Source organism: Micrococcus sp., from assembly GCF_030523875.1.
Taxonomy (GTDB): domain Bacteria; phylum Actinomycetota; class Actinomycetes; order Actinomycetales; family Micrococcaceae; genus Micrococcus.
This window is the reverse complement of record NZ_JAUNHR010000024.1, coordinates 1-22,583: the sequence shown is the minus strand read 5'-3', so window position 1 is coordinate 22,583 and position 22,583 is coordinate 1. Positions and strand designations below refer to the sequence as shown.

Annotated in this window: 21 protein-coding genes and 1 pseudogene; 11 read left to right on the top strand and 11 right to left on the bottom strand. The window is 68.9% G+C overall.

Translation table 11 applies throughout. The annotated features are described in order from the left end of the window. Window positions 1-32: 32 nt before the first annotated feature. Together Q4D18_RS04960 and Q4D18_RS04955 are read right to left on the bottom strand one after the other, a co-directional pair. A complete protein-coding gene (locus tag Q4D18_RS04960; protein WP_303126283.1) occupies window positions 33-884 on the bottom strand; it encodes a GIY-YIG nuclease family protein in 852 nt (283 codons plus the stop codon). Window positions 885-980: 96 nt separating this feature from the next. Continuing rightward, a complete protein-coding gene (locus Q4D18_RS04955) occupies window positions 981-2,555 on the bottom strand; it encodes an ATP-binding protein (protein ID WP_303126282.1) in 1,575 nt (524 codons plus the stop codon). 94 nt (window positions 2,556-2,649) lie between these two features. On the opposite strand from Q4D18_RS04955, the pseudogene Q4D18_RS04950 reads away from it, so the two are divergent. After that, a pseudogene (locus Q4D18_RS04950) lies at window positions 2,650-2,949 on the top strand (long-chain fatty acid--CoA ligase); the annotation flags it as partial. Between the two features lie 284 nt (window positions 2,950-3,233). Continuing rightward, the gene (locus tag Q4D18_RS04945) at window positions 3,234-5,144 is read left to right on the top strand and encodes a DUF262 domain-containing protein (RefSeq protein ID WP_303126281.1); all 1,911 of its coding nucleotides are present in this window, start codon (window positions 3,234-3,236) and stop codon (window positions 5,142-5,144) included. 55 nt (window positions 5,145-5,199) lie between these two features. On the opposite strand, the gene Q4D18_RS04940 is transcribed toward Q4D18_RS04945, so the two are convergent. Then, the gene (locus Q4D18_RS04940; RefSeq protein ID WP_303126280.1) at window positions 5,200-5,925 is read right to left on the bottom strand and encodes an alcohol dehydrogenase catalytic domain-containing protein; all 726 of its coding nucleotides are present in this window, start codon (window positions 5,923-5,925) and stop codon (window positions 5,200-5,202) included. A gap of 246 nt (window positions 5,926-6,171) precedes the next feature. On the opposite strand from Q4D18_RS04940, the gene Q4D18_RS04935 reads away from it, so the two are divergent. Next, window positions 6,172-6,312 carry a hypothetical protein gene (locus Q4D18_RS04935; RefSeq protein ID WP_368389630.1) on the top strand — a complete coding sequence of 47 codons (141 nt, stop codon included), beginning with the start codon at window positions 6,172-6,174 and terminating at the stop codon, window positions 6,310-6,312. A gap of 116 nt (window positions 6,313-6,428) precedes the next feature. Here the strand turns inward: Q4D18_RS04935 and Q4D18_RS04930 are convergent, their stop codons facing one another. Then, window positions 6,429-6,794 (bottom strand): serine/threonine protein phosphatase, encoded by a 366-nt coding sequence (locus Q4D18_RS04930; protein ID WP_303126278.1) that lies wholly within the window; start codon window positions 6,792-6,794, stop codon window positions 6,429-6,431. 71 nt (window positions 6,795-6,865) lie between these two features. Between Q4D18_RS04930 and Q4D18_RS04925 the strand changes: the two genes are divergently transcribed. The 3 genes from Q4D18_RS04925 to Q4D18_RS04915 all read left to right on the top strand — a co-directional run bounded on the left by Q4D18_RS04925 (window position 6,866) and on the right by Q4D18_RS04915 (window position 9,835). Beyond that, on the top strand, window positions 6,866-7,870 hold the full coding sequence (locus Q4D18_RS04925) for a hypothetical protein (protein WP_303126277.1): 1,005 nt from the start codon (window positions 6,866-6,868) through the stop codon (window positions 7,868-7,870). Between the two features lie 264 nt (window positions 7,871-8,134). Further along, on the top strand, window positions 8,135-8,779 hold the full coding sequence (locus Q4D18_RS04920; protein ID WP_303126276.1) for a DUF6308 family protein: 645 nt from the start codon (window positions 8,135-8,137) through the stop codon (window positions 8,777-8,779). A gap of 33 nt (window positions 8,780-8,812) precedes the next feature. Continuing rightward, window positions 8,813-9,835 carry an EcsC family protein gene (locus Q4D18_RS04915; RefSeq protein WP_303126275.1) on the top strand — a complete coding sequence of 341 codons (1,023 nt, stop codon included), beginning with the start codon at window positions 8,813-8,815 and terminating at the stop codon, window positions 9,833-9,835. Window positions 9,836-9,929: 94 nt separating this feature from the next. On the opposite strand, the gene Q4D18_RS04910 is transcribed toward Q4D18_RS04915, so the two are convergent. From Q4D18_RS04910 to dnaB, 6 genes are all read right to left on the bottom strand, one after another. Beyond that, window positions 9,930-10,787, bottom strand: a complete 858-nt coding sequence (locus tag Q4D18_RS04910; protein ID WP_303126273.1) for a hypothetical protein — start codon at window positions 10,785-10,787, stop codon at window positions 9,930-9,932. 215 nt (window positions 10,788-11,002) lie between these two features. Next, window positions 11,003-11,305 (bottom strand): LrgB family protein, encoded by a 303-nt coding sequence (locus Q4D18_RS04905; RefSeq protein WP_303126272.1) that lies wholly within the window; start codon window positions 11,303-11,305, stop codon window positions 11,003-11,005. Further along, entirely contained in the window at window positions 11,302-11,664 is a 363-nt protein-coding gene (locus Q4D18_RS04900; protein WP_303126271.1) for a CidA/LrgA family protein, read from the bottom strand. Before Q4D18_RS04900 ends, Q4D18_RS04905 begins: the two co-directional genes overlap by 4 nt. Window positions 11,665-11,868: 204 nt before the next feature. Next, complete coding sequence (locus Q4D18_RS04895) at window positions 11,869-12,510, bottom strand: hypothetical protein (protein ID WP_303126269.1); 642 nt, start codon at window positions 12,508-12,510, stop codon at window positions 11,869-11,871. Next, window positions 12,510-13,583, bottom strand: a complete 1,074-nt coding sequence (locus Q4D18_RS04890) for a DUF262 domain-containing protein (RefSeq protein WP_303126303.1) — start codon at window positions 13,581-13,583, stop codon at window positions 12,510-12,512. Before Q4D18_RS04890 ends, Q4D18_RS04895 begins: the two co-directional genes overlap by 1 nt. An 88-nt stretch (window positions 13,584-13,671) precedes the next feature. Beyond that, window positions 13,672-15,000 carry a replicative DNA helicase gene (gene dnaB, locus Q4D18_RS04885; RefSeq protein ID WP_303126301.1) on the bottom strand — a complete coding sequence of 443 codons (1,329 nt, stop codon included), beginning with the start codon at window positions 14,998-15,000 and terminating at the stop codon, window positions 13,672-13,674. 737 nt (window positions 15,001-15,737) lie between these two features. Between dnaB and Q4D18_RS04880 the strand changes: the two genes are divergently transcribed. The 3 genes from Q4D18_RS04880 to Q4D18_RS04870 all read left to right on the top strand — a co-directional run bounded on the left by Q4D18_RS04880 (window position 15,738) and on the right by Q4D18_RS04870 (window position 20,179). Next, the gene (locus tag Q4D18_RS04880) at window positions 15,738-16,982 is read left to right on the top strand and encodes an acyl-CoA dehydrogenase family protein (protein WP_303126268.1); all 1,245 of its coding nucleotides are present in this window, start codon (window positions 15,738-15,740) and stop codon (window positions 16,980-16,982) included. Between the two features lie 264 nt (window positions 16,983-17,246). Next, window positions 17,247-18,467 carry an amidohydrolase gene (locus tag Q4D18_RS04875; RefSeq protein WP_303126267.1) on the top strand — a complete coding sequence of 407 codons (1,221 nt, stop codon included), beginning with the start codon at window positions 17,247-17,249 and terminating at the stop codon, window positions 18,465-18,467. A gap of 8 nt (window positions 18,468-18,475) precedes the next feature. Then, the gene (locus tag Q4D18_RS04870) at window positions 18,476-20,179 is read left to right on the top strand and encodes an MFS transporter (RefSeq protein ID WP_303126265.1); all 1,704 of its coding nucleotides are present in this window, start codon (window positions 18,476-18,478) and stop codon (window positions 20,177-20,179) included. A 101-nt stretch (window positions 20,180-20,280) separates the two neighbouring features. Here Q4D18_RS04870 and rimK read toward each other — a convergent pair whose 3' ends face one another. Next, window positions 20,281-21,534: a 30S ribosomal protein S6--L-glutamate ligase gene (gene rimK, locus Q4D18_RS04865; RefSeq protein WP_303126264.1), complete on the bottom strand. Its 1,254-nt coding sequence runs from the start codon at window positions 21,532-21,534 to the stop codon at window positions 20,281-20,283. Window positions 21,535-21,560: 26 nt separating this feature from the next. Here rimK and Q4D18_RS04860 point away from each other — a divergent pair, with 26 nt between their 5' ends. Continuing rightward, window positions 21,561-22,106, top strand: a complete 546-nt coding sequence (locus Q4D18_RS04860; RefSeq protein WP_303126262.1) for a RimK/LysX family protein — start codon at window positions 21,561-21,563, stop codon at window positions 22,104-22,106. Between the two features lie 50 nt (window positions 22,107-22,156). After that, on the top strand, window positions 22,157-22,583 hold a 427-nt coding region (locus Q4D18_RS04855), incomplete at its 3' end, for a succinylglutamate desuccinylase/aspartoacylase family protein (RefSeq protein ID WP_303126300.1).

Sequence of the window (22,583 nt, the reverse complement as noted above, 5' to 3'; positions counted from 1 at the left end):
CCTCGCCCTCTTCCCAGGACGACGACGCCACCTCAGTTCCGGTTCAGCCCGAACCGACGCGTCATCAGCGCGTCCTTGTAGTGCTTCTCCGCGGCGTCGATCTCCGCCTGCGGAGTGTTGGAGCCGAACACGCGGAGCAGGCTGAAGGTGTAGCGGCTCGGCTGGGCGGGGTCGAGGGCGAGGGCGTCGCGCAGGGCCGTGTTCCCGCCGTGCCCATCCCGGGCGTAGGCCTCCCACCGCCCGAGCACGCCACGCTCGCCGTCAGCCTTGCCCACATAGCACTGGCCCTCGGTCTCATCGGCGATCAGGTAGATCCCGCGTACAGCCTGCAGGGCGGTGCGCCAGCCGGCATAGCGGGTCTCGGCGACCATCGACTGCAAGCCCCCGTAGCTGAGCAGCACGTGGTCGAACCCGGGGAACGCCTCCGTGGTGGGATCGGCGATCTCCAAGACGGGAAAAGTGGCCGCAGCCACGCCGCGCTTGACCCAGTTGACGGGGTCCGCCGACCACTCCACGACCAGGCGCTCTTCCAGGGACCCCAGCACCGGCACCGGCACGACATCGTAGTACCGGTGCCGCTGCGTGCGCTCGGCCACGGATTCCCCACGGTTCTCGTACACGGCGGTGAGGCGAGAGCGAAGCGCGCCCTCGGCCATGAAGACCAGCCAGAAGCGGGCAGGCTCCTTTGGGAACTTCCCGCTATGGAGCTGCTCGCGCGTGTAGGCGAGCACGCGCTCGGGCGTGGCCGCGGCCCGCGAGGGAAGCCCATCCGCCTTGTATGTGTGACGGATGGCAAGAACCTCGTGCGGGTCCAGGCCAGCGGCGTCGAGCACCGACCCAAGAGCCAGGACGAACGGCTCGGGAACCGGATCAGAGTGCGGCATAGGACCTCATTCTGCTCATGGGACGGATCCACATCGACAGATGGACACTTCAGACTCACAGTCGACCACCAAGGGGGGCCCTCAAGAGCGGCAGTGTCAGTCTCCCGCCCCTCTGGCCGCCACCAGTCGGTACCGGGTGTCCTTGTGGCCCTGACCGCCGGTCATCTCCACCAGCCCGTCGAGCAGCGGCTGGCGGAGCGCGTAGCGGATCTGCCGCGCGGTCAGCATGGTGGCCTCCTCCAGGTCGCGGATGCCCACCGCCTCCCCCGCGGCCAGGGCGCCGAGGACGCGCCCCTCGTGGCGAGTCGGCACGGAACTGGACGGCACGGTCGACGACGGTGTCCCAGCCTTCGCCCCGGGCGTCACCTCCGCGGGAGAGGTCCGCGCTACCTCCACGGCAGGCTCCCGCCGACTCGGCCGAGCCCCCTCGGGCCGCGGCCGCCAGAGCAGAGCCTTGAACTGGACGCCCGTGTCGATGAGCTGAGGCCGGTCCAGCCCCCACTGCCGAGCGGACCGGAACACCTCGTGGATGCCGCCGCCCTCGCCCTCGATGACGGAGGCGCCGTCCGGCGTCGTGAGCTTCTTGGCGATCTGGTACAGCCGCTGATTGACGGCGGCCTGGGCGTGTTCGTCACTTTCGAGCTGGGTGAGTGACACTCCGCGGAGCCCGCCCGGGCTCTGGATGAACAGGGCCCGGTCCGTGAGCCGCACCTGGATGGCCTTGCCCGCGCCGAGGGTGTCGGGGCCGAGGTCGCGGTGCACCAGGGCGTTGCCGAGGAGCTCGCGGACGGCGGCGAGCGGGAGCTCGGGGCGGCGCTCGAGCTGACCGTCGGGGCGGTACACGTGCTCGGTCCCGACGTTCTGGCGCACCCAGGCCATCACCTCGTCGAGCAGCACGGGGACCGGCCCGGTGAAGTCCGTGAGGTTGCGGCTACGCGCCTGCCCCTCTCCCCCGCGCACCTGGACGGCGGCGGTGACGGTGAGCCCCGGATAGCGGCCCTGCGGGTAGTCGCCGAGGGCGTAGAGGCCGGCCAGGGTGGGCTCCCCGGCGGCGGTGAGGACGTTGGTCTGGCGGAGGATCTCGTGGTGCGTGCGGTCGCGGAGGCGGCGGTCCCGCTCGCGCACGGCCGCCACGTAGTCGGCCACGAGCTCGGGGACAAGGTCCTCCTCGCTCATCCCGGTGACGGGCTTGACGTCGTAGTCCACGCGCTCGTCGGCGTGGAGCTTGGCGACCTCCAGCATGCGCAGCTCGTGCGCGTGCATCACGTAGTCGCCGTCGGACTGGCGGAGATAGGCCTGCCCTCGCACCGTTGCGGGCCGGTCCGTGAGGCGCAGGGGCACCACGTGGGCGACGAGCACGTCCTTCCCGTCCAGGCGGAAGACCTGGGGCAGGAGGGTCGGACTGGGCGTGACGGCCTCGCGCGCCTGGGCCACGAGCCCCGCCTCCAGCACGGCGACGTCGGGCACGCCCACCACGCGGAACTCGCCGTGCGCCTCGTCGACGCCGCAGACGACGGTTCCACCGGCGGGCATGTTGGCGAAGGCGCAAAGCGTCTCCGGCATGGAAGGGACGCCGCCCGTGGCCCGCTTGACCTCGACCGAGGTGGTGTCGCCACGGCGCGCGCGGAGGGCGCCGAGGGTGGCCGTCAGATCGTCAGAGGACCAGTTCACAGTGACAACTGTAAGTCATGGTGTCAGTGTCATGGGGTGGCGCTTTCTTCGAGGGCCGCTCAACCTGGACCCCGGCGACGTCGAAAACCTGGACGAGGTGCGCCTCCGCGGCGGCATGAACGTGTACCCGCAGGAGATCGAGGAGGTCCTCTACGAGCACCCGGCCGTGGCTGAGGCCGCCGTCGTGGGGGTGCCCCACCCGGAGCTCGGCGAGGAGGTGGCCGCCTACGTGACGCTGGCGCCTGGAGCGAGCGCGACGGAGGAGGAGCTCGTCGCCCACGTGAAGGAGCAGGTGGCGCCGTACAAGTACCCGCGCACCGTGGTGGTGACGGACGGGCTGCCCAAGACCGCCACGGGCAAGATCCTCAAGCGGGAGCTGACCGCGGCAGAGTGAGGCGGGGCCGGCCCCGGGCAGGGCCCGGGCTCTGGGTCCACAGGACCGCAGGTTTCCGTCAGAGCCTGGGCCGTCGGCTCAGGTTCTTATCGAAACGCGCGGTCCGCGCGCGGCGACGGCGCGATCGGCGACGCCACGGGGAGCGCCGACAGCGCTGGGGTCGCTGACGGCTTTCAGTAGGCTCAGACTCACCACGTGGGCGCCATGGTGGATGAACCCGGCTCCCGGAGGGCGCGTCCCACGCGATACGCCCGTGGTTCGAGACCTCGACGGAATGGAATCCCGTGTCGACCTTCCAGACCCCCCAGTACACGATCGTCGAACTGCTGAACAGGGCTCAGTGCGGCGAGCTTCAGCTTCCCGACTTCCAGCGGCCTTATCGGTGGGACGACGAGCGCATCCGGTCCCTGCTGGTCACGATCCTCCGCGGGCACCCCATGGGCGTCATCATGACCCTCAAGACCGGAGGTCATAATGTCCGCTTCAAGCCGCGCCCCATCACCGGTATCGGCCACGAGGGCCTGAAGGAGCCCGAACTCCTTCTTCTGGACGGTCAGCAGCGCACCACGTCGATGGTGCAGGCCCTCACGGGGGATGGCGTGGTGGACACGGAAGACGCGCGCCATCACAAGCTGAGGCGCCGATACTTCGTGGACGTGGTCAAGGCACTGGGCGATGTCCGGGAACAGGAGGATGCCGTCGTGTCTCTGCCGGACTCGGGCATCGTCACGGGGAACATCGGCCGAGACGTCGTGCTGGATGTGACGACGGAGGAGAAGCAGCACGCGGCGGGACTCATGCCTGCCACGGTCCTCTTCGACAGTGCCCGCTGCTTCGCGTGGATGATGGGCTACCAGCAGGGCGCCCCGGAGCGGATGGCCGTCACCCAGCAGTTCCTCTCGACCGTGGCCCAGTCCGTGCAGACGTACAAGGTGCCCGCCATCGAACTCGACAAGGACATCTCCAAGGACGCTGTCGCCACCGTCTTCGAGAAGGTGAACACGGGCGGTCTGCGCCTCGACGTCTTCGAGCTCCTCACGGCCACTTTCGCGGGCGACGGCGCCTACTTCAAGGAGACGGGCGAGGACTTCCGTCTGGCTGAGGACTGGGCGCGCACCGAGGAGGTGCTCCACAAGTACCCGGTGCTCAAAGAAATGAGGAGCACAGACTTCCTCATGGCTGTCTCCGTGCTGATCACCCTGTCCAAGCGCCGCACAGCCCTGGCCGCCGGCAAGACGGGCAAGCAGGTGCCCCAGACCAGCGCCCGCCGTGAAGACATCCTCAGCATGAGTCTGGACGACTACCGGACCTGGGCTCCTCAGCTGCGGGATGCCTTGCCTAGGGTGGCCAGGCATCTCCGCGATCTCCACATCCACGAGAGTCGGGGCATCCCGTACAGCTCGCAGGTCGTTTCGTTGATGATCGTCACCACCCTGCTGGGCGAGCGAGCTGAAGAGCACGCGGTGCGCGCGCGCTTGAACCAATGGTTCTGGTGCGGAGTTCTGGGCGAGCTCTACGGGTCTACGATCACGACCCAGCTGGCCAAGGACGCGGAGCAGTTGCCAGATTGGTCTCTGGACAAGAGCTCTACCACTCCGGAGGCCATCATCCGCGCCAGCTTCGCGGAGTCACGTCTCGGTTCTCTGCGCTCACGGCAGTCCGCCGCCTACAAGGGCGTCTACGCGCTGATCATGGCGCAGCAGACCCCCGTGAAGGACTGGATGTTGGATCAGAAGCTTGACTTCCAGTCGTATGACGAGCTGCAGGTTGACATCCATCATGTCTTCCCCAAGAAGTGGTGCGAGGACAACGCGATCGAGTATTGGCGACGCGAGAGCATCATCAACAAGACTCCTCTGGCGAAGAAGACAAACATCCGCCTGCGGGGCGACTCACCCGCCGTCTACATCGACCGCCTGGATGCGAAGGGCCTCAGTGCGGAACAGGTGGACGCGCAGATTGCGACCCATGCGATTGACCCGGCGTTTCTCCGGGCAGGGGACTTCGACGGCTACTTCCAGGATCGTCGCCGTCGACTCGTGGACCTCATTGAGAGCGCCATGGGCAAGTCCGTCGTTCGCGACTGGGACGTTGATTCCGAATCAACGGATGCACCCGCGAACTTCAATGAGCCAGCGGCATCGACGGGCGGTGTCTCCATTGGGGGCGAGCCGACACCGGACAGGACCATCTGATCCTATCGGAGGCGAACTGGCCCACCGCTCTCGGACCGGCTCATGAGGAGACGGCTCAGCTCTGCGCGCGGTACTCGGAGGCGAGCATCGCGTAGGTGACGCCGTCGATCCACCCGCGGGTGAGATGCAGCGGCTCCTCCTTGAACATGACCTCGTGGCGCAGCGCCACCTTGGCCATGACGCGCAGGCTGGGCGCGTTGTCCGCGAAGGCGTGGGCCTCCACGCGGCGCACGCCCAGGCCGGTGAAGGCGAGGTCTAGCAGGGCGCGGGTCTGCGCGGCGACGGCGGCGTACCAGCCGGTGCCGAGCACGTCGGAGGCGGCCAGGTAGTCGGCCAGCCGGTCCGGGTCGGAGGGCTCGCCGCCGGGCACCTTCATGAGCGAGCCGTCCGCGAGCTCGACGCGCATGTACTGCGCCTGGCTGCCCGTGTACTCGCCGGCGTTGGCGCAGCGGGACTGGTAGCCGGCCTGGCAGATCTCGCACGTGTTCTCCGAGAGCATGAACGAGCCGACCACGAAGTCGCCCAGCTCGAGGGTGGCGACCTCCGCGCCCTTCTCCACGATCGTTCCGACGTACTCGTGGCCCATCCGACGGTGGTCCACCTCGTTGTGGCCGCGGTAGGGCCACAGGTCCGAGACGCACACGCACGCGGCGGCCAGCTTGAGGACCACGTCCGTGGGCTTCACGACGCGCGGGGTCTCCACGGTCTCCACGACGACGTCGCCCGGGGCGCGCATGACGACGGCCTTCATGGTGGCGGGGATGGTGGTCTCGGTGCTCATGTGAGGTCCTCTCGTCAGGACGGACGGTCTCCCGCCAGGCTAGTGCGACCGGCGGGAGGGTGCGGAGGGCGGTGTCAGCGGGCGGCATCGTCGGGCTGGAGGAGTTCCGGGGGCTGATGGTGCGCGGGGAGACGGTGGTGGCCGGGTCGCCGGCGCACCGGTTCATGCACGGGGCGGTTCAGGAGGCGCTGGCGACCACCGCGGAGCTCAACCACGATCGGCCGCAAGGTCTGGTTCGGCACGAACGTGACCGTGCTGCCGGGGGTGAGCATCGGCGACGGCGCGGTGGTCTCCGCCGGGGCCGTCGTCACCAAGGACGTCCCGGCGGACACGATCGTGGCCGGGGTGCTGGCGCGCGTGGTTCGGAAGACGGGTTACACGGCCTGAGATCGCCCCGGCTTGAGCCGGGTGCCGATCCGTGCGCAGCGGGACCGCTGACGTAACGATCTGCCGGGATCGTTGCGCACGCGGCACCGTGCGCACGGTTACCGGCCGACCGCCCCTCACGACGCCGGGCGCAGCCGCCCCGTGGGCAAGGCCAGGGTGACGCTGGCGGCGGGGTCGATGCTCTTGGCCACCGTCCCGACGGCACCGTCCACCGTGGGCGCGACGGCCACCTGCGTGCGCGTGACCTCCTGGATGCGCACGCGCACCGGCTCGCCGACGCCGTCGGCCGGGTCGAGCAGCCAGTCCTCCGCGAGCGCCCGCAGGCCGACCGCGTCCAGGACGGCCTCGGCCTCCTCCAGCTCCATGGGCTCCCCGCGGCGGCGGTGCAGGAGGTCGTGCGGCACGAAGAGGTCACCGACCATCTCGATGTAGCCGACGTGCTCGCCGTCGTCGGAGCGCAGGTGGTCGAAGGTCGTGGACATGGGTCAGGGTAGCCATCGATGCCGACGGGGCCTGCGCGTTCCCGTCGGTCGGCCCTCGCTACTGTGCCCCCATGACCTCCTCCCCCTCCACCGGCGCCGGCGTCCTCTCCCCCGAGGACGGCCTCGCGGCGCGCGCGTGGATCGCCGACGCCCTGGGCGAGCCAGCGGAGACCCTGGCGGTGGAGGTGGTCCGGGAGCGCGCGTGGGGTGACATCTGGCGGGTCGGCGGGGACGGCGGCCACTGGTTCAAGGCCCCGCACCCGCGCCTGCGCCGGGAGGTGCCGCTGCGGGCGCGGCTCGAGGCGCTCGCCCCGGAGGCCGTGCTCCCGCTCGTCGCCGGGGACGCCGACCGCGGCTGGCAACTGACCGCCGACGCCGGCCCCGCCCTGGCCGCGCTCACCCGGGACGCGCAGGGGCAGCCGTGTCCCGCTCTCGGGGCGCGGCACTACGCGGACCTCGCCCGGGCGCTGGCGCGCATCCTGCGGGCGGTCACCGCGGACGACGTCCGAGGGCTAGGCCTGGACGAGTTCGATCCGACGCGCGCCGTGGAGACGTTCGAGCGGGAGTCGGCCCCCTTCCGCGCTCTGCCCGCCGACCACCTGGCGCACTGCGGCACCGAGGACATGCGGCGGGCGACGTCGGCACTGTCCGGGTTGGTGGGGCGCTGGGAGGCCGCGGGCGGCGCGGACCTGTCCCTGGGGCTCGACCACAACGACGCCCACGCGGGGAATGCCTTCCTCCGTGGCGGCCGCGTGCTGGTCAGCGACTGGGGCGACGCCCTGTGGAGCCATCCCTTCGCCAGCCTGCGGGCGATGCTCGTGCCCCTGCGGAACGTGTTCGGCCCGGAGGCGATGGCCCCGGTGCGGAGGGCCTACCTGGAGGGCTTCGCGGACGGCGGCCTCGAGCTCGACCAGCTGGGGGAGCTGCTGGACCTGGCGATGATGCTCGCCGTCCCCAACCGCCTGAACGCCTGGCGCTCGCTGGAGGACACCGACGCGTGGGCCGAGTATCCCGACTGGGTCACCCCGCTGTGGCGGGAGGCGGGGACGCCCATCGGGGAGGTCACAGCGCCGTGAAGTCGGGGCGTCCGAGCCGGGCACGCCGGTGACGGCTCCAGAACGAATGCGACGTCCAGTCGAGGGGCACACCCATGCCCGAAAGTTCATCCCGGGCCGTCCTTCCAGCAGCCCGGCGGTTCAAGCGGCCTCCATCCGCCACGACCAGCTGCTACCGAGACAGGCGGGTCGGGGCCGGCCACAGGAGCCGGACCTTTCGTGGGAAGGGTCGGTCCGCCAGGATGAGGACCGAGCGCCCACGTCCCTCTCCCGTCTGGAGCCCCCATGCCCACGCCCGCCCTGCATCTGCCCCCGGTGATCGCCGGCGAAGACTTCCCCGAGGCCACTCGACTCCTCACTCGCTACTACGGCAGCGGCGAGTTCATCGGCGGGCGGTGGGACGCCTTCGACCCCAGCGGCACGCGTACCGCTGATGCGGACAGGTTCACGGGTGATGACGTCGCCTCCACTGCGCTTCTCAACACGCCCTTGGACGGGTCTGCGGTGGAGCAGCTGCTCCTGACCCGGCGGGACGAGTTCACCGAGCTGTTGCAGGCGGCCGGCCCCGACCGTGACTTCATCGAGGTGGACCCGGATCCGCAGGGCGGAGATATGAAGCCGGTCTTCGCGCTGTACGAGGCGTTGAAGACCCTTCCGGACGTCGGCCCGACAATCGCATCGAAGTTGCTCGCGCGGAAGCGCCCGAACCTGTTTGCCATCGTCGACTCGGTACTTCTGGACGCGGTGTTCCGGCAGACGCGCACGGACACCCACATCGGCCGGCAGCTTCTCCATGAAGAGCTGGCCGCAGAGGGACGGGCTGTGTGGCAGCGCCTGCTCGCCTACCGGGAGGCCGCCGGCTTGGGAGATGAGGTCTCTGCCCTTCGGGTCTTCGACGTGCTGGCGTGGATGACGGCAAAGGGGTACTGACCCCCTGCTTTAAGCCGCCACTACGATCAGTCCATGATCAAGGACACCGCCGTTCCCGGGCAGATGAGTGCGTATGAGGCCGAGGTGTGGGCCCGCCTCCTGGCTCACTGGGAGGGGCGCGCCAACCGGCGCGGCCTCCCCAACTGGCTCAACGACGCCGGAGAGAAGGCCTCCGGGGTGGCGGCACGGGCCGCCGGCGCGGTGGGCAAGCGGGTGCCCGACGCCGTCCGCGACCGAGCCGAGAAGGCCGGAGAGGTCCTCGGCGACAAGGTGCTCGGACCTACCGTCAAGGCGGTCGTCTCCTTGCTTGATCTGGTGAATGACTGGTCCGCCGAGCTGAACGACCCGAACACCGTCGTGAAAATCGCCAACAAGAAGGGCCTCGAGATCAACGAGATCTCCGAGCTGCGCGCTCACGACCTCAAGGCGTGCGACCGCCTGCTGACGCGCAACACCCTCAAGTGGCGGTCGTTCGGCGCCCTCGAGGGCGGTGGCATGGGCGCGCTTGCCCTTGTGCCGGTGGCCGGCCTGCCGGCATCCCTCACTGCGGACTTCCTCGTCATCCAGGTGCTGAGCACAGCCATTGCTTCGCGTATCGCCTACTCGTACGGCTTCGACGCGAAAGATCCGGCGGAAGCGGAATTCATCCGCCGACTGGTGAACCGTTCCTTCCTCGCGCAGGCGGGCAAATCGGCCCCCATGCACCAGGTGGCCAATGCAGCCGCTGCGGCGAAGGGAAGAGTCAATTGGAGCGAGAAGCTCCTCAACGACCAGAAGCTCCTCGCCGCCTTGAAGAAGCTCATGGAGAACGCCGGGGCAAACGCCCCCAAGGCGAGCGTGGGGAATGTCGCTAAAGGTCTGCCCTATATCGGTGTCGTCATCGGTGCCGGAACCAACTCAGCAGTCCTCGGGGCTGTCGCGGCCGACGCTCAACGCTATTGCCAGACCCGCTTCCTCAGTGAGAAGTACGGGCTTCCCCTGCCCGAGGCGCTCGGCGGCGTGGCCACTGAGGACGAGGACATCCTGGACGAGGAGACCGCCTCCGAGGACTACTGACCGAGACCATCTCCCCGAATCGCCCCTCTAGGTCGCTAGAGGCGCAGACGGCCGCAGCCGGGCGGATGCTGCCCGGACTCGCGCGTAGGAGACCCTAGTCCGCGCTCGGCACGGGGACGACTTCCACCCGCGCGGGGCCGAGGTCCGCCGTCAGTGCGGCGAACTGGTCCTCCGGGATCCCGCGGAGAGACGTGAGGAGGTCCTGACCCCGCGCGTACCGGAGGAGAACGACGTCGGCGCACACCGTCAGCGTCTCGACCACGCTGAGCGGGAGGGAGAGCCCGGGCGCCTCCAGTCGCCGCGCATCGCGATCGTATCGCAGCTGCAGGGGACTGAGCGGCTGGGCGTCGTGCGCCTCCAACGTCTCCTGCATCCACCGGTAGGGGCGGAGCAGGTCTGCCCGGTCGGCGAGGGCGACGGCGGCCTCCTGCTGGCGGAACCAGTCGACCGTCCAGGTCGTGGCCGGCCCGGGCAGTGGCTCGGGGACGGCGATCGGCCCACCCACGAGGTGCGCCAGTGCCGAGCCATCCTCTCCCGGGGGCAGGGGCACGGCGACCACGGCGCCGCCCTCCCCAGACAGCACTGCGTGCCCCGGGAGCCTGCGCAGCCCGCGGACCCCGGATACCACGGAGGAGATGCCCTGCACGTCCGTCGCCACCAGTGCCCGGTCCTGCACCTCCACGCGCACCTGCCCGGGCACGACCTGTTCGCGCATGCTGGCCCGGGACCTGCGCCAGCCCCCGCCGACCCGGACGGCGGGCAGGCCGACGACGAGGACCAGCGTCAGCAGAAAGAGGAGGCCGATAGCGATGAGAAGGCCCACCCACACCGGCGTGAGCGACCGGGCGAGCAGGGCGACCACGGCTCCGAGCACCAGAGACAGGGCTATGAACGCGGCGAGGGCGATCCACGCTGCCCGGTGGCGCATCCCCGCGACGACGAGCTCCACCATCTCCCGGGGCCACCTGACACCGTGCCGAAGCAGTTCCGGACGGTACGCGCGCCACACGGAGCGGCGCACCGCCCGCGCCAGTGGCTCGTCCACGTCGACGCACCAGGCGACCCTCAGCTCTCCCAACCCCGCCTCGGCCTGCAGCTGCGCGCCACTCCCTCGCTCTGCCCGTCGTGATCCCATGGCCTCGAGGCTAGGCGATGGCTCTCAGCCCCTCACCCCATCACGGCCCGGTACAGGGGGATGGCGAGAGCCACGGTGGCGGGGCCGAGCAGGAACGCGAGGTAGTCGCCGCCGGCCATGTACGACTCGTAGTCGATGCCGGTGAGGCCGAGGAGCGCGGCCACGAGCACGATCGCCACGAGCACCGGCGTGAGCAGCGAGTTCTGCCCGGCGGCCCGGTACAGGCGGCGGGCCAGCACGTACGCGGTGAGGGTCAGCGTGATGCCGAACAGCGGGGTGTGCAGGAGCGCGTCCCACGCGCCGGCGAGGGAGGCGGTGAGGTCGGCGGCGTTCACTGGGCCTCCCCCTGCCCGGCGCTGCGGCGGGCGAGTGGGGCGGCGACGCCGGCCGTCACCACCAGCCCCAGCAGCCAGGGCAGCACTAAGCCCACCAGCATTAGGGCCCAGTGGTCCTGGATGAGGCCCAGCACCGCGACGACGCCGACGCCCGCCGGGATGAACAGCAGCGGCAGGTGCTCCAGCAGCCGGTGGCCGGTGGCGACGACGGGCGCGTCCTCGGCCGGCCGACGCCACGCGAGCAGGCCGAGCAGCAGGAGCATCCCGAGCACCGCCCCGGGGATCGGCAGGTGGAGCGTGCTGGAGATGAGCGTGCCCACGAGCTGGCAGAGGAGGAGGAGCAGGAGGCCCTCGATCATTGGGTGGCCTTCGCGGTAGCTGCCGTGACGACGACGGCGGCCGCCTCGCTCCATGGCGCGCCTCTCTCCGGGAACCGCTCTCGAATCCGACCCATGACGCCTGCCTCTCCGTGGGGACTCGGGGCCCTATCGCGGGGGCCGCTCGTAACGTCCGATACTGACAGAAAGAACTTATTGAAGAGGGCTCCAGACGAGAGTCGGCTCTCAATATGCATTTGACAAAGACATCAAATCCTGCGTAATAGCAAGAATCCACTTACGATTATTCAGGGGGTTCGAGTTGTCTTCGGACCGAAGAAATTTTCCCGCGCTAGTGGTTGACGAAGTTCCGGCAAGTGACAAGACCGCGGCCGCCAACTTCCTCTTCGAGTCCTCTGAACCATGTGCAACAGAATGTCGGATTGCCGCATAGCTTTCAAGTCTAGCCTGACTTCCGACTATGATCGACTCGATGGACGAGTTCTGGATATGCCCCCTAATCTGCGCCAGAGACTTCTGCGGATTATGCCAAAGGAGGTAGTCTCGTCCATTATATAGATCCGTCCGCGCACTCTTCATGGTGCGATGCAGACTCTTCCCCTGGGCCGGAATCGGCGTGTAATTTTGCGAGACAGCGCCTGACATGAATCTCACCGTCAAGTCTTCCTGAAAATTCTCCCATGCGGCAAATACCCTCAGGTATGCCGATTCGTAGAGAGCCTCCATCTGCGGCTTCTTGAGCGACCGCCTGACTTCAGTTGTGGGAGCAGCCGTCAACCACAGCCCTTCTGTCGCAGCCAACCAATCAAGGGTGTCCTGGCAATCTCTTTGGAACTTTTTGGCAGCAGGTTCAGCTGAGATCGCCATCAAATTTTCCCGAGCTTGGACTCCGACCAAAGATAGTGGAAGCGTTCCAGCCTCGGGCCAAGATTGTCCGTCTGCCGCGAAGAGGCTCGCACAAATTCGGACTCCCGCCATGAGAGGCCATGTCCATCTCCACCGTTGTGGAGCGCCTCAGCAGAAGAGGCTACCCCGTCTCTAAGGCTCGTAATATCGTGGGACTCAAGATCGCGCGCTGGGGAACCGATTCCAAGAGTCTCAGGTACTTGCGGGACTCCATAGAGGCGGTGATAGAGTACGCTAAACAATGTATAAAAGAGCGGGACCCGCTTGAACGGCGAATCCACGATGATATCTCCGAGCGTCTCATCGATTAGGCCAAGGACTCGATCTATCCTGGCAGCCACCTCGTCGCCGGAGATATATTCATAGGGGACAGGGCGTCCCTTCCGCTGCTCCCACATGACTGGCGCCCCGCCCCATGATGCATCCAAGTGGCCATAAAAGGCGTCAATTGATTTTTTCTTATCCTGAAATCCATCCATCATCATGATGGCCAGTTCCGCCGTAAATTCAACTTCCTGCATTCTGGCGATAGAATTCTCGGAGAAGATTCTGAATCTGCGCCAAAATTCAAGGTGGTCGCGGGCAATAGTGTCAATAGTTGACTTGAATTCGCCAAAGTAGCGGCCGTGGCGAAGCTCCTGGGAAGATAGGCGCACAGAATACGTGTTCATGCGGGAGAAGATCTCCAACACCTGCGCATCTGAGATCAAGTCATACTGAAAAGCGTGAAACTTGTACATTTGAATGCGCTCTTGTTCATCTTCGCTTAGGTCTGAGAATCTTTTTCCAGACCAGTCCGAAGACACCGTGCTACTTAGCGAGAATTTATCTTCAATGTAGTCAAATACTGCGCGAAGGCGCTGCTGGCCGTCGATAATTTCCCGCATGGCGCCGCCTCTACTCCTGTAAAGACGGATGTGAATCGGGGGAACTGGGAACCCTCTAAGAATCGAATCAATGAAGTAGCTCTTTGCGGAACTTGTCCACACGGGCCTCCGCTGAAACTTCGGACTTAGCTCCAGAGTTCCGGCCATTTTCCATGTCAACAGGTCAAGGACGACATGGGTAGTGGGAGTTGGAGTTATCGAAGCCATCGGGGTAACACAACTTTCGAGTTGACAACTAGAATCCACTACTTCCCCCGCCATCCTGTGCGAGGTTGCTGAAGCGACTGTAGTGCCCCTGGAACCCCACCACAATGGTCTTCGTCGGACCATTCCTATGCTTCGCCACGATCAGGTCCGCCTCGCCGGCCCGCGGCGACTCCTTGTCATACACGTCCTCGCGGTGCAGCAGGATCACCATGTCCGCGTCCTGCTCGATGGACCCGGACTCACGCAGGTCGCTCACCTGCGGCCGCTTGTCCGTCCTCTGCTCGGATCCACGGTTCAACTGACTCAAGGCGATCACCGGCACCTCCAGCTCCTTGGCCAGCAGCTTGAGCGCACGGGAGAACTCGGCGACCTCCTGCTGGCGGCTCTCCACCTTCTTGCCGGAGCTCATGAGCTGCAGGTAGTCGAGCACCACCATCTTGAGGTTGTTCTTCTGCTTGAGCCGCCGGCACTTGGCGCGGATCTCCATCATGGTCATGTTGGGCGAGTCGTCGATGAAGAACGGGGCCTCGTTCAGCCGCCCCACCGTCGCCGCGATCTTGGACCACTGGTCGTCCCGGATGGTGCCCTTGCGCAGGTCCTGCAGGGCGATCGTCGCCTCCGCGCTCAGCAGCCTCATGGCGATCTCGTTCTTGCCCATCTCGAGGCTGAAGAACACCGTCGCCATGTTGTGGTGGATCGCCGCGGCGCGCGCGAAGTCCAGCGCCAGCGTGGACTTGCCGACGGCCGGTCGCGCCGCGATCACGATCATCTGCCCGCCGTGCAGGCCCTGCGTCAGCTCGTCGAAGTCGTAGAAGTCCGTGGGCACACCGGTCAGGCCCTCGCCCTGATTGCCGGCGGCCTCGATCTCGTCGACCGCGTGCTCCATGATCTCCGCGAGGCGCACGTAGTCCTCGGACTGGCGGTTCTCCGCCACCTTGTAGATCTCGGACTGCGCCTCGTTGACGATCTCCTCGACCTCGCCGTCCCCGGCGTACCCGAGCTGGGTGATCTTGGTGCCGGCGGTCACCAGACGCCGCAGCACGGCCTTCTCCGCCACGATCTCCGCGTAGAAGCTCGCGTTGGCGGCGGTGGGGACGGTCTGGATGAGCTCGTGCAGCACGGCCGGCCCGCCCACGCGGGAGAGCTCCTGGCGCTTGTTCAGCAGGTCCGCCACGGTGACGGCGTCGGCGGGCTCGCCGCGGCCGTAGAGGTCGATGATCGCCTCGTAGATCATCTCGTGGCTGGGCCGGTAGAAGTCGTGCCCACGCAGCAGCTCCACCACGTCCGCGATCGCGTCCTTGGAGAGCATCATGCCGCCCAGCACCGAGCGCTCCGCCTCCAGGTCCTGGGGCGGCAGGAAGCGCTCGGCCCCACGGCCGGAGTCGTACGAGCCGGAATCGTAGGAGCCCGAGTCTCCGTAGCCTTCAGTCAACTGCGGGGACTCCCTTCCACGGCCGCGCCCCTCACGACGCCGGCCCTCGGCCGGCACCGCCGGCTCGCCTCTACCTCGACAAAGAAAAGATCCCCGCCCGGCCGCCCGCCCCCATGCAGGTGGGGGCGCGGCGGTCCCCGGGCGACGGTCTGGACGGATGCGCGCCTGAACAGTGGTCACCTGCGGCCAATACCCGCCCTCGCGTTGGGGATACCACGGGACACTACGCCCGGCCCGGAACCCGGGCAACCGCGTTTCCCACAGCTCTTGTGGACAACGTGTGGAGTACTCGGCGTGTCGCGTGCGCAGTCTGGGGACAGCGCTGGGGAGAACGGAGGTCGATCCTCCCGAATCCGCCTGCGACCTGGGGTTTTGTGGTGTGGAGAACTGTGGAGAAGAACTTTTCCACCCCGCCGCCACTCTCGCTCCAGACCTCACACCGGGGGGACTCCCGCTCGAAACGGCTCCGACAGGCCGATCTGTCCACACCGCTGTCCACATTCCCCACAGGTGTGGACAACTTCTGTGGAGAACTCCCCCGCATCTGGGGACGGCAGAGTTGACGCACCCCGGCCCCCAGGCGTTCACTGCCCCGCCATCGTCACGTCACCGCCCCGCGCACCTCTCCCCCGCGCCACCGCCGGTATGGCATCGTCGGCGGGGTGACCGCCACCACACCCACCCCCTTCCACGCCGAGTCCGACTCCTTCCTCGGCCGCGTCGACGTCGTCGGCCTGGACTCGCTGTTCTCCGAGCAGGAGAAGACCACCGCGCTGGCCGTCCGCGCCTTCGTGGACGAGCACATCCGCCCGAACATCGCCTCCTGGTACGAGGACGCGGTGTTCCCGCGGGAGATCGTCCCGGAGCTGGGCCGTCTCGGCGTGCTGGGCATGCCCTACGCCGGCTACGGCTGCCCCGGCCGCTCCGCGGTGGAGTACGGGCTGGCCGCGCAGGAGCTCGAGGCCGGCGATTCCGGCCTGCGCACGTTCGTCTCCGTGCAGGGCTCGCTGGCCATGGGCGCGATCCACAAGCACGGCTCCGAGGAGCAGAAGGAGCTCTGGCTGCCGCGGATGACGGCGGGCGAGGCCGTGGGCTGCTTCGGCCTCACCGAGCCCGGCGCCGGCTCCGACCCGGCGTCCATGACCACCACGGCCCGGCAGGAGCCGGGCGGGGACTGGGTGCTGAACGGCACCAAGCGGTGGATCGGGCTGGGGACCATCGCCGACGTGGCGATCGTCTGGGCCCAGACCGGCGAGATCGGGGACGGCCGCGGCGTGCGCGGCTTCGTGGTGCCCACGGACACCCCCGGCTTCACCGCCGAGGCCATCACGGGCAAGCTCTCGATGCGCGCCTCGATCCAGACGGAGCTGCACCTGCAGGACGTCCGGCTGCCCGCGAGCGCGATCCTCCCGGCGGACTCGGCCGTCGGCCTCAAGGGCCCGTTCCAGTGCCTCAACGAGGCCCGCTACGGGATCGTGTGGGGCACCATGGGCGCCGCGCGGGACTCGTTCGACGCCGTCCTGGACTACACCAGGGAGCGCACCCAGTTCGGCGCGCCTCTGGCCTCGTACCAGCTCACCCAGGCCAAGCTCGCCGACATGGCGGTGGCGATCAACCGCGGCTACCTGCTGGCCCATCAGATCGGCCGGGCCAAGGACGTCGGGACCCTGACCCCGGCCATGATCTCCGCCGGCAAGCTGGACAACTGCCGCGTGGCCATCGGGATCGCCCGGGACGCCCGGGAGATGCTCGGCGGCAACGGCGTCACCCTCGAGCACTCGCCGCTGCGCCACGCCAACAACCTCGAGTCGGTGCGCACCTACGAGGGCACGGACGAGGTGCACCAGCTCACCCTCGGCCGGCACCTGACCGGGATCGGCGCGTTCGCCCCGCATACCGCCCGCTGACGGCACATTGGCGGCGCACGGTCCAGCCCGCGCACCCAAGCCGATTCTCACCGGGTGAGATGACGTGAAGCTCACACCGTTGAATCCTGCCCAGACGGTACAACTCAAGGGATTCCGGGAACCCCCGGTACTACGCTGGGAGCAGGACAGCAGGTCGTTCCTCGGGCCGCGTCCGCCGCGCGTGACAGGCGCGGAACCAGCCCGCGGGTGCCCTCGCCGTCCTCCCGGCCGGACCCGGCCGGGCCCCGGTCGAGAGGACGCCCCGTGAGCACCGTTTCCGAGATCCTGAAGACCCTGCCCGAGTCGGCCTCGTGGCAGGAGGAGCTGTACAAGCACCTGCACGCCCATCCCGAGCTCTCCATGCAGGAGTCCGAGACCCGCAAGGAGATCGCGAAGCGCCTCGAGGAGTACGGCTACACCGTCCACGAGCTCGGCGGCGGCGTCGTCGGCGTCCTGGAGAACGGCGAGGGCAAGACCGTCCTCTTCCGCGCGGACTTCGACGCCCTCCCCGTCAAGGAGGAGACCGGCCTGGACTACGCGTCCACCGCCACCCAGGAGGACCGGGACGGCAACGTCGTCCCCGTGATGCACGCGTGCGGCCATGACATGCACGTCACCACCGCGCTCGGCGCCGCGAAGTCCATGGCGGAGAACACGGACGCCTGGTCCGGCACCTACCTGGCCCTCTTCCAGCCCGGCGAGGAGACCGCCGAGGGCGCGCAGTCCATGGTGGACGCCGGCCTCGTGGAGAAGCTCCCGACGCCGGACGTGGCCCTCTCCCAGCATGTCCTCGCCAACCCGGAGGCCGGCAAGGTCACCGTCACCGACGGCGCCGCCCTCTCCACCGCCGTGTCCGTGAAGATCACGGTGTACGGCAAGGGCTCGCACGGCTCCATGCCGCACCTCGGCGTGGACCCGGTGGTCCTGTCCTCCGCCATCGTCACGCGTCTGCAGACCATCGTGGCCCGCGAGATCGCCCCGTCCGACTTCGGCGTGGTCACCGTGGGCTCCCTGCAGGCCGGCTCGAAGGCCAACATCATCCCGGACAGCGCCGTGCTGCGGATCAACTTCCGCGCCTACTCGGAGGAGATCCGGGACACCCTGGTCGCCGCCGTGGAGCGCATCGTGCGCGCCGAGTGCGAGGCCGCCCGCTCGCCCCGCGAGCCCGAGTTCGAGTACACGGACCGCTACCCGCTGACCAACAACGACGCCGACGTCGCCGCCACGGTCAAGGACGCCCTCGTCGAGGCCCTCGGCGAGGACAACGTGGTCCCGATGTCCCCGCTGACCGCCTCCGAGGACTTCTCCGTGGTCCCGGACGCCTTCGGCACCCCGTACTGCTACTGGGGCTTCGGCGGCTTCACCGCCGACCAGGACGCGGTCCCCAACCACAACCCCCAGTTCGCCCCCGCCATCCAGCCGACCATGACGACCGGCACCACCGCCGCCGTCGCCGCCGTCATGGCCTTCCTCGCCCAGAAGTGAGCCGCCCCATGTCATCCTCCGCCTCCCCCGCCGCGAACGCCGGCGGGACCCCGCCGGCCGGCGCCGCCCCCACGGGCGCGCCCGCCGCCACCCCCTCGAACCCCACCGGGTACCAGGGCACCGAGAAGCTCCTGTGGGGCATCGTGCTCGCCGTGGTCACGTTCTGGCTGTTCGCCGGCACGGCCGGCACCGTGGCCCCCGCGATCATGCAGGACATCAACGCCGGCGGCGAGTACGTCAACGCGTCCGCCATGAACCTGGCCGTGTCCATCACGGCCCTGTTCTCCGGCCTGTTCATCGTGCTCATGGGCGGCCTGGCCGACCGCGTGGGCCGCGTGAAGATCACCCAGATCGGCATCCTGGCCGGCATCGTCGGCTCCGCCCTGCTGATCTTCGCCTCGGGCCCCGCGGCCCTGCCGCTGCTCATCGTGGGCCGCGCGATCCAGGGCTTCTCGGCCGCGTGCATCATGCCCGCGTCCATGGCCCTCGTGAAGACCTACTGGGACGGCAAGGAGCGCCAGCGCGCCGTATCGATGTGGTCCATCGGCTCGTGGGGCGGCTCCGGCCTGGCCGCGATCTTCGGCGGCACCGTGGTCCAGTTCGTCGGCTGGCGCGGCATCTTCATCGCCTCGATCATCATCTCCGTGCTCGCGTTCTTCATGATCAAGGGCACCCCGGAGTCGAAGGTCGCGGTCAGCGGCGAGCGCGCCAAGTTCGACATCCTCGGCCTGGTGCTGTTCATCGCCGCCACCCTCGCGCTGATGATCGTGCTGCTGTTCGGCGGCGGCATGGGCTGGACCAGCCCCACCGTGATCATCCTGGGCGTCGCGGGCCTGGCCCTGCTGGCCGCCTTCGTGGTGGTGGAGCGCCGCCAGGCGCACCCGTTCATCGACTTCGCCCTGTTCAAGAACACCACCTTCACCGGTGCGACGATCTCGAACTTCCTGCTCAACGGCACCATCGGCATGCTGATCGTGTCCCAGCAGCTCATCCAGCTCGCGGGCCAGCGCGCGGACGGCACCCCGTACTCGGCGTTCGACGCCGGCCTGCTCACCCTCGGCTACGGCATCTTCATCATCGGCTTCATCCGCGTCGGCGAGAAGCTGCTGCAGCGCTTCGGCCCGCGCAAGCCGATGATCTGGGGCTCCGCGATCGTGGGCGTCGCCGCCCTGATGCTCATGGCCACGCACCTGCTGATCGGCCAGTACGTGATCCTCGCGATCGTCGCCTACTCGCTGTTCGGCGTGGGCCTGGCGTTCTACGCCACCCCGTCCACGGACGCCGCCCTCTCCAACCTGCCCGCCGACCAGGCCGGCTCCGGCGCGGGCGTCTACAAGATGGCGTCCTCGCTCGGCGGCGCGATCGGCGCCGCGGTCTCCCTGGCCGTGTTCACCGCGCTCATGACCGCCAGCACCAACGTGGTCGGCAACGTCATCCAGATGGGGGGCCGCACGGACAACGCCATGATCCGCGTCGCCGGCATGGTCGCCCTGGGCGTCTCCCTGGTGTTCGTGCTGCTGGCCATCATCTCCATCGTGATGACCGTCCCCAAGGGCCACGGCAAGAAGGACGCCTCCGCCCCGGAGGGCCACGTGGACCCCAAGCCGCAGCGCACCCCGGACCAGGCCAAGCAGGTCGTCCTGGACCGCCTGTCCGAGTTGCCGGTCGGCACGCTGAAGGACATCGAGCGCCAGCACTTCCCGAAGAGCTGACGCCGGCCGGGGGCTGAGCCCCCGCGCCACGACGACGCCGCCCCCGCCTTCCAGGAGAAGGCGGGGGCGGCGTCGTCGTCGGGGGTGAGGCGCGGGCCGGGTCAGTCGCGGGAGCCGGAGTCCACGGCCTCGTCGCCGGCCGGGTCCGCGGAGGCCACCTCGGCGGCGGGCTCGGGCAGGGCGTCCTTGGGCAGCCTGCGCACCCGCTTGGGGCGCTTGGAGCGGGCCGGGATGAGCGAGCGCATGTTCTCCAGCTTGCCGAAGCAGAGCAGGCGGTCGCCCTCCTCGAGGACCTTGCCGTCCGCAGGGTTGGGGAACACGGAGGCGCCGCGGTGCAGCGTGAGCACCTGCAGGTCCTTGGCCAGCAGGCCCGAGTCCTCGATGGACTGGCCCACCATGTCCGAGCCGGCGAACACCGCGATCTCCGCCACGCCGTAGCCCGTGGACACGGCCAGGCGCTGGCGCACGTCGATGTCCGGGAAGCCGGCCTGGTCCGCGATGTAGTCCACGATCGCCCCGGCCACGTCCAGGCCGGTGGCGCGCTCGATGCCCTCCAGGCCCGGGGAGGAGTTGACCTCCATGACCAGCGGGCCGTCCTCGCCCTCCAGCATGTCGACGCCGGCCACGTGCAGGCCCATGATCCGGGCGGCCCGGACGGCGGTCTCGGCGTACTCGTCGGAGAGGTGGACCTCCTCCACGGTGCCGCCGCGGTGCACGTTGGAGCGGAACTCGTCCCCCTGCGCGCGGCGGCGCATGGCGGCCACCACGCGGTCCCCCACCACCAGGGCGCGGACGTCCTTGCCCTTGGACTCCTCCACGAAGCGCTGGATGAGCACCTGCTGGTTGGTGCCGTGCAGGGTCTCGATGATGGCCTCGGCCACCTTCTTGGTGGGGGCCAGGATCACGCCGATGCCCTGGGTGCCCTCGAGCAGCTTGATGACCACGGGGGCGCCGCCCACCATGTCGATGGCCGTGGAGACCTCGCCGCGGTTGCGCACGAACACGGTGGCCGGCTGGTCGATGCCATGGCGGGAGAGGATCTGGCTGGCGCGCAGCTTGTCCCGGGAGTTCATGATGCCGGCGGCCGTGTTGGGCGTGTAGACGTCCATCTGCTCGAACTGGCGGACCACGGCGGTGCCGAAGTACGTCACCGAGTTGCCGATGCGCGGGAGCACCGCGTCGTACGTGGACAGCGGGCGGCCGCGGAACATCAGGTCCGGCTCCTGGGAGCTGAGGTCGATGCCGAACCGCAGGGTGTCCAGGACCTTCACCTGGTGGCCGCGGTCCTGGGCGGCGGTCTTGAGACGCTGCGTGGAGTAGGCGCGCAGGGAGCGGGAGAGGATCGCGAGCTTCATGCGGGGTTCCTGCGAAGATGGGTCACGTGACGGAATCCAACCACACGCGCGAGCCCGCGGAGGCAGATCTCCCCACGGTCCCTGGGGGGGCCGAGGGCCCCGCCGGGCCGCCCGTCGTCGTCGGCTGGCGCGAGTGGGCCGGACTGCCGGACGCGCTGACCCCGTGGATCAAGGCCAAGATCGACACCGGCGCGCGCACCTCCGCCCTGCACGCCTTCCGGATCGAGCGGCACACCGGCCCCCACGGCGAGGACCGGGTGCGCTTCGAGGTCCACCCCTGGCAGGGCTCCACCGCGGACGCCCGCACCGTGGACCTGCCGGTCGAGGACGTGCGCACCGTCCGCTCCTCCAACGGCGAGGTGCAGGACCGGTTCGTGGTGCTCATGCCGCTGCGCCTGGCCGGGCGCACCGTGGACGCCGAGGTCACCCTCACCGACCGGGACGAGATGGGCTTCCGCATGCTCGTGGGCCGCACCGCCCTGGCCCAGGGCTTCCTCGTGGACCCCGCCGCCTCCTATCTCGGCGGGGAGCCGCCCCGCGGCGTGCGACGCCGGAACCGGGGACGGGCGTGAGCGGCCCCGGCCCCGCGCCCCGCCGCACCCCCCGCCGCGAGTCCTTCCGTCTGGGCGACGCCGAGGTGCGCCCCGGCCGGCGTCGTGAGGTGTCCCTGCCGATCTCCCGCCTGGTGACCGGCGCCGAGGTCTCCCTGCCCGTGCACGTGCTGCACGGACGCCACCCCGGCCCCACCGTGTGGGTCTCCGCCGCGATCCACGGGGACGAGGTGGTGGGGATCGAGGTGATCCGCCGCGTCCTCGAACGGCTGGACCCCACCGCGCTGCACGGCACCCTGCTGGCGGTGCCGATCGTCAACGTGCTCGGCGTGCAGGCCGGCGACCGCTACCTCCCGGACCGCCGGGACCTGAACCGCTCCTTCCCCGGCTCGGCGCGCGGGTCGCTCGGCGCGGGGTGCGGGCAGCGGGGGCTGGAGCGGCGCCCGACCGAGCCCGCGATCGCCGGCATGCCGTCGGCGCCGGCGCGACGGACGCCGA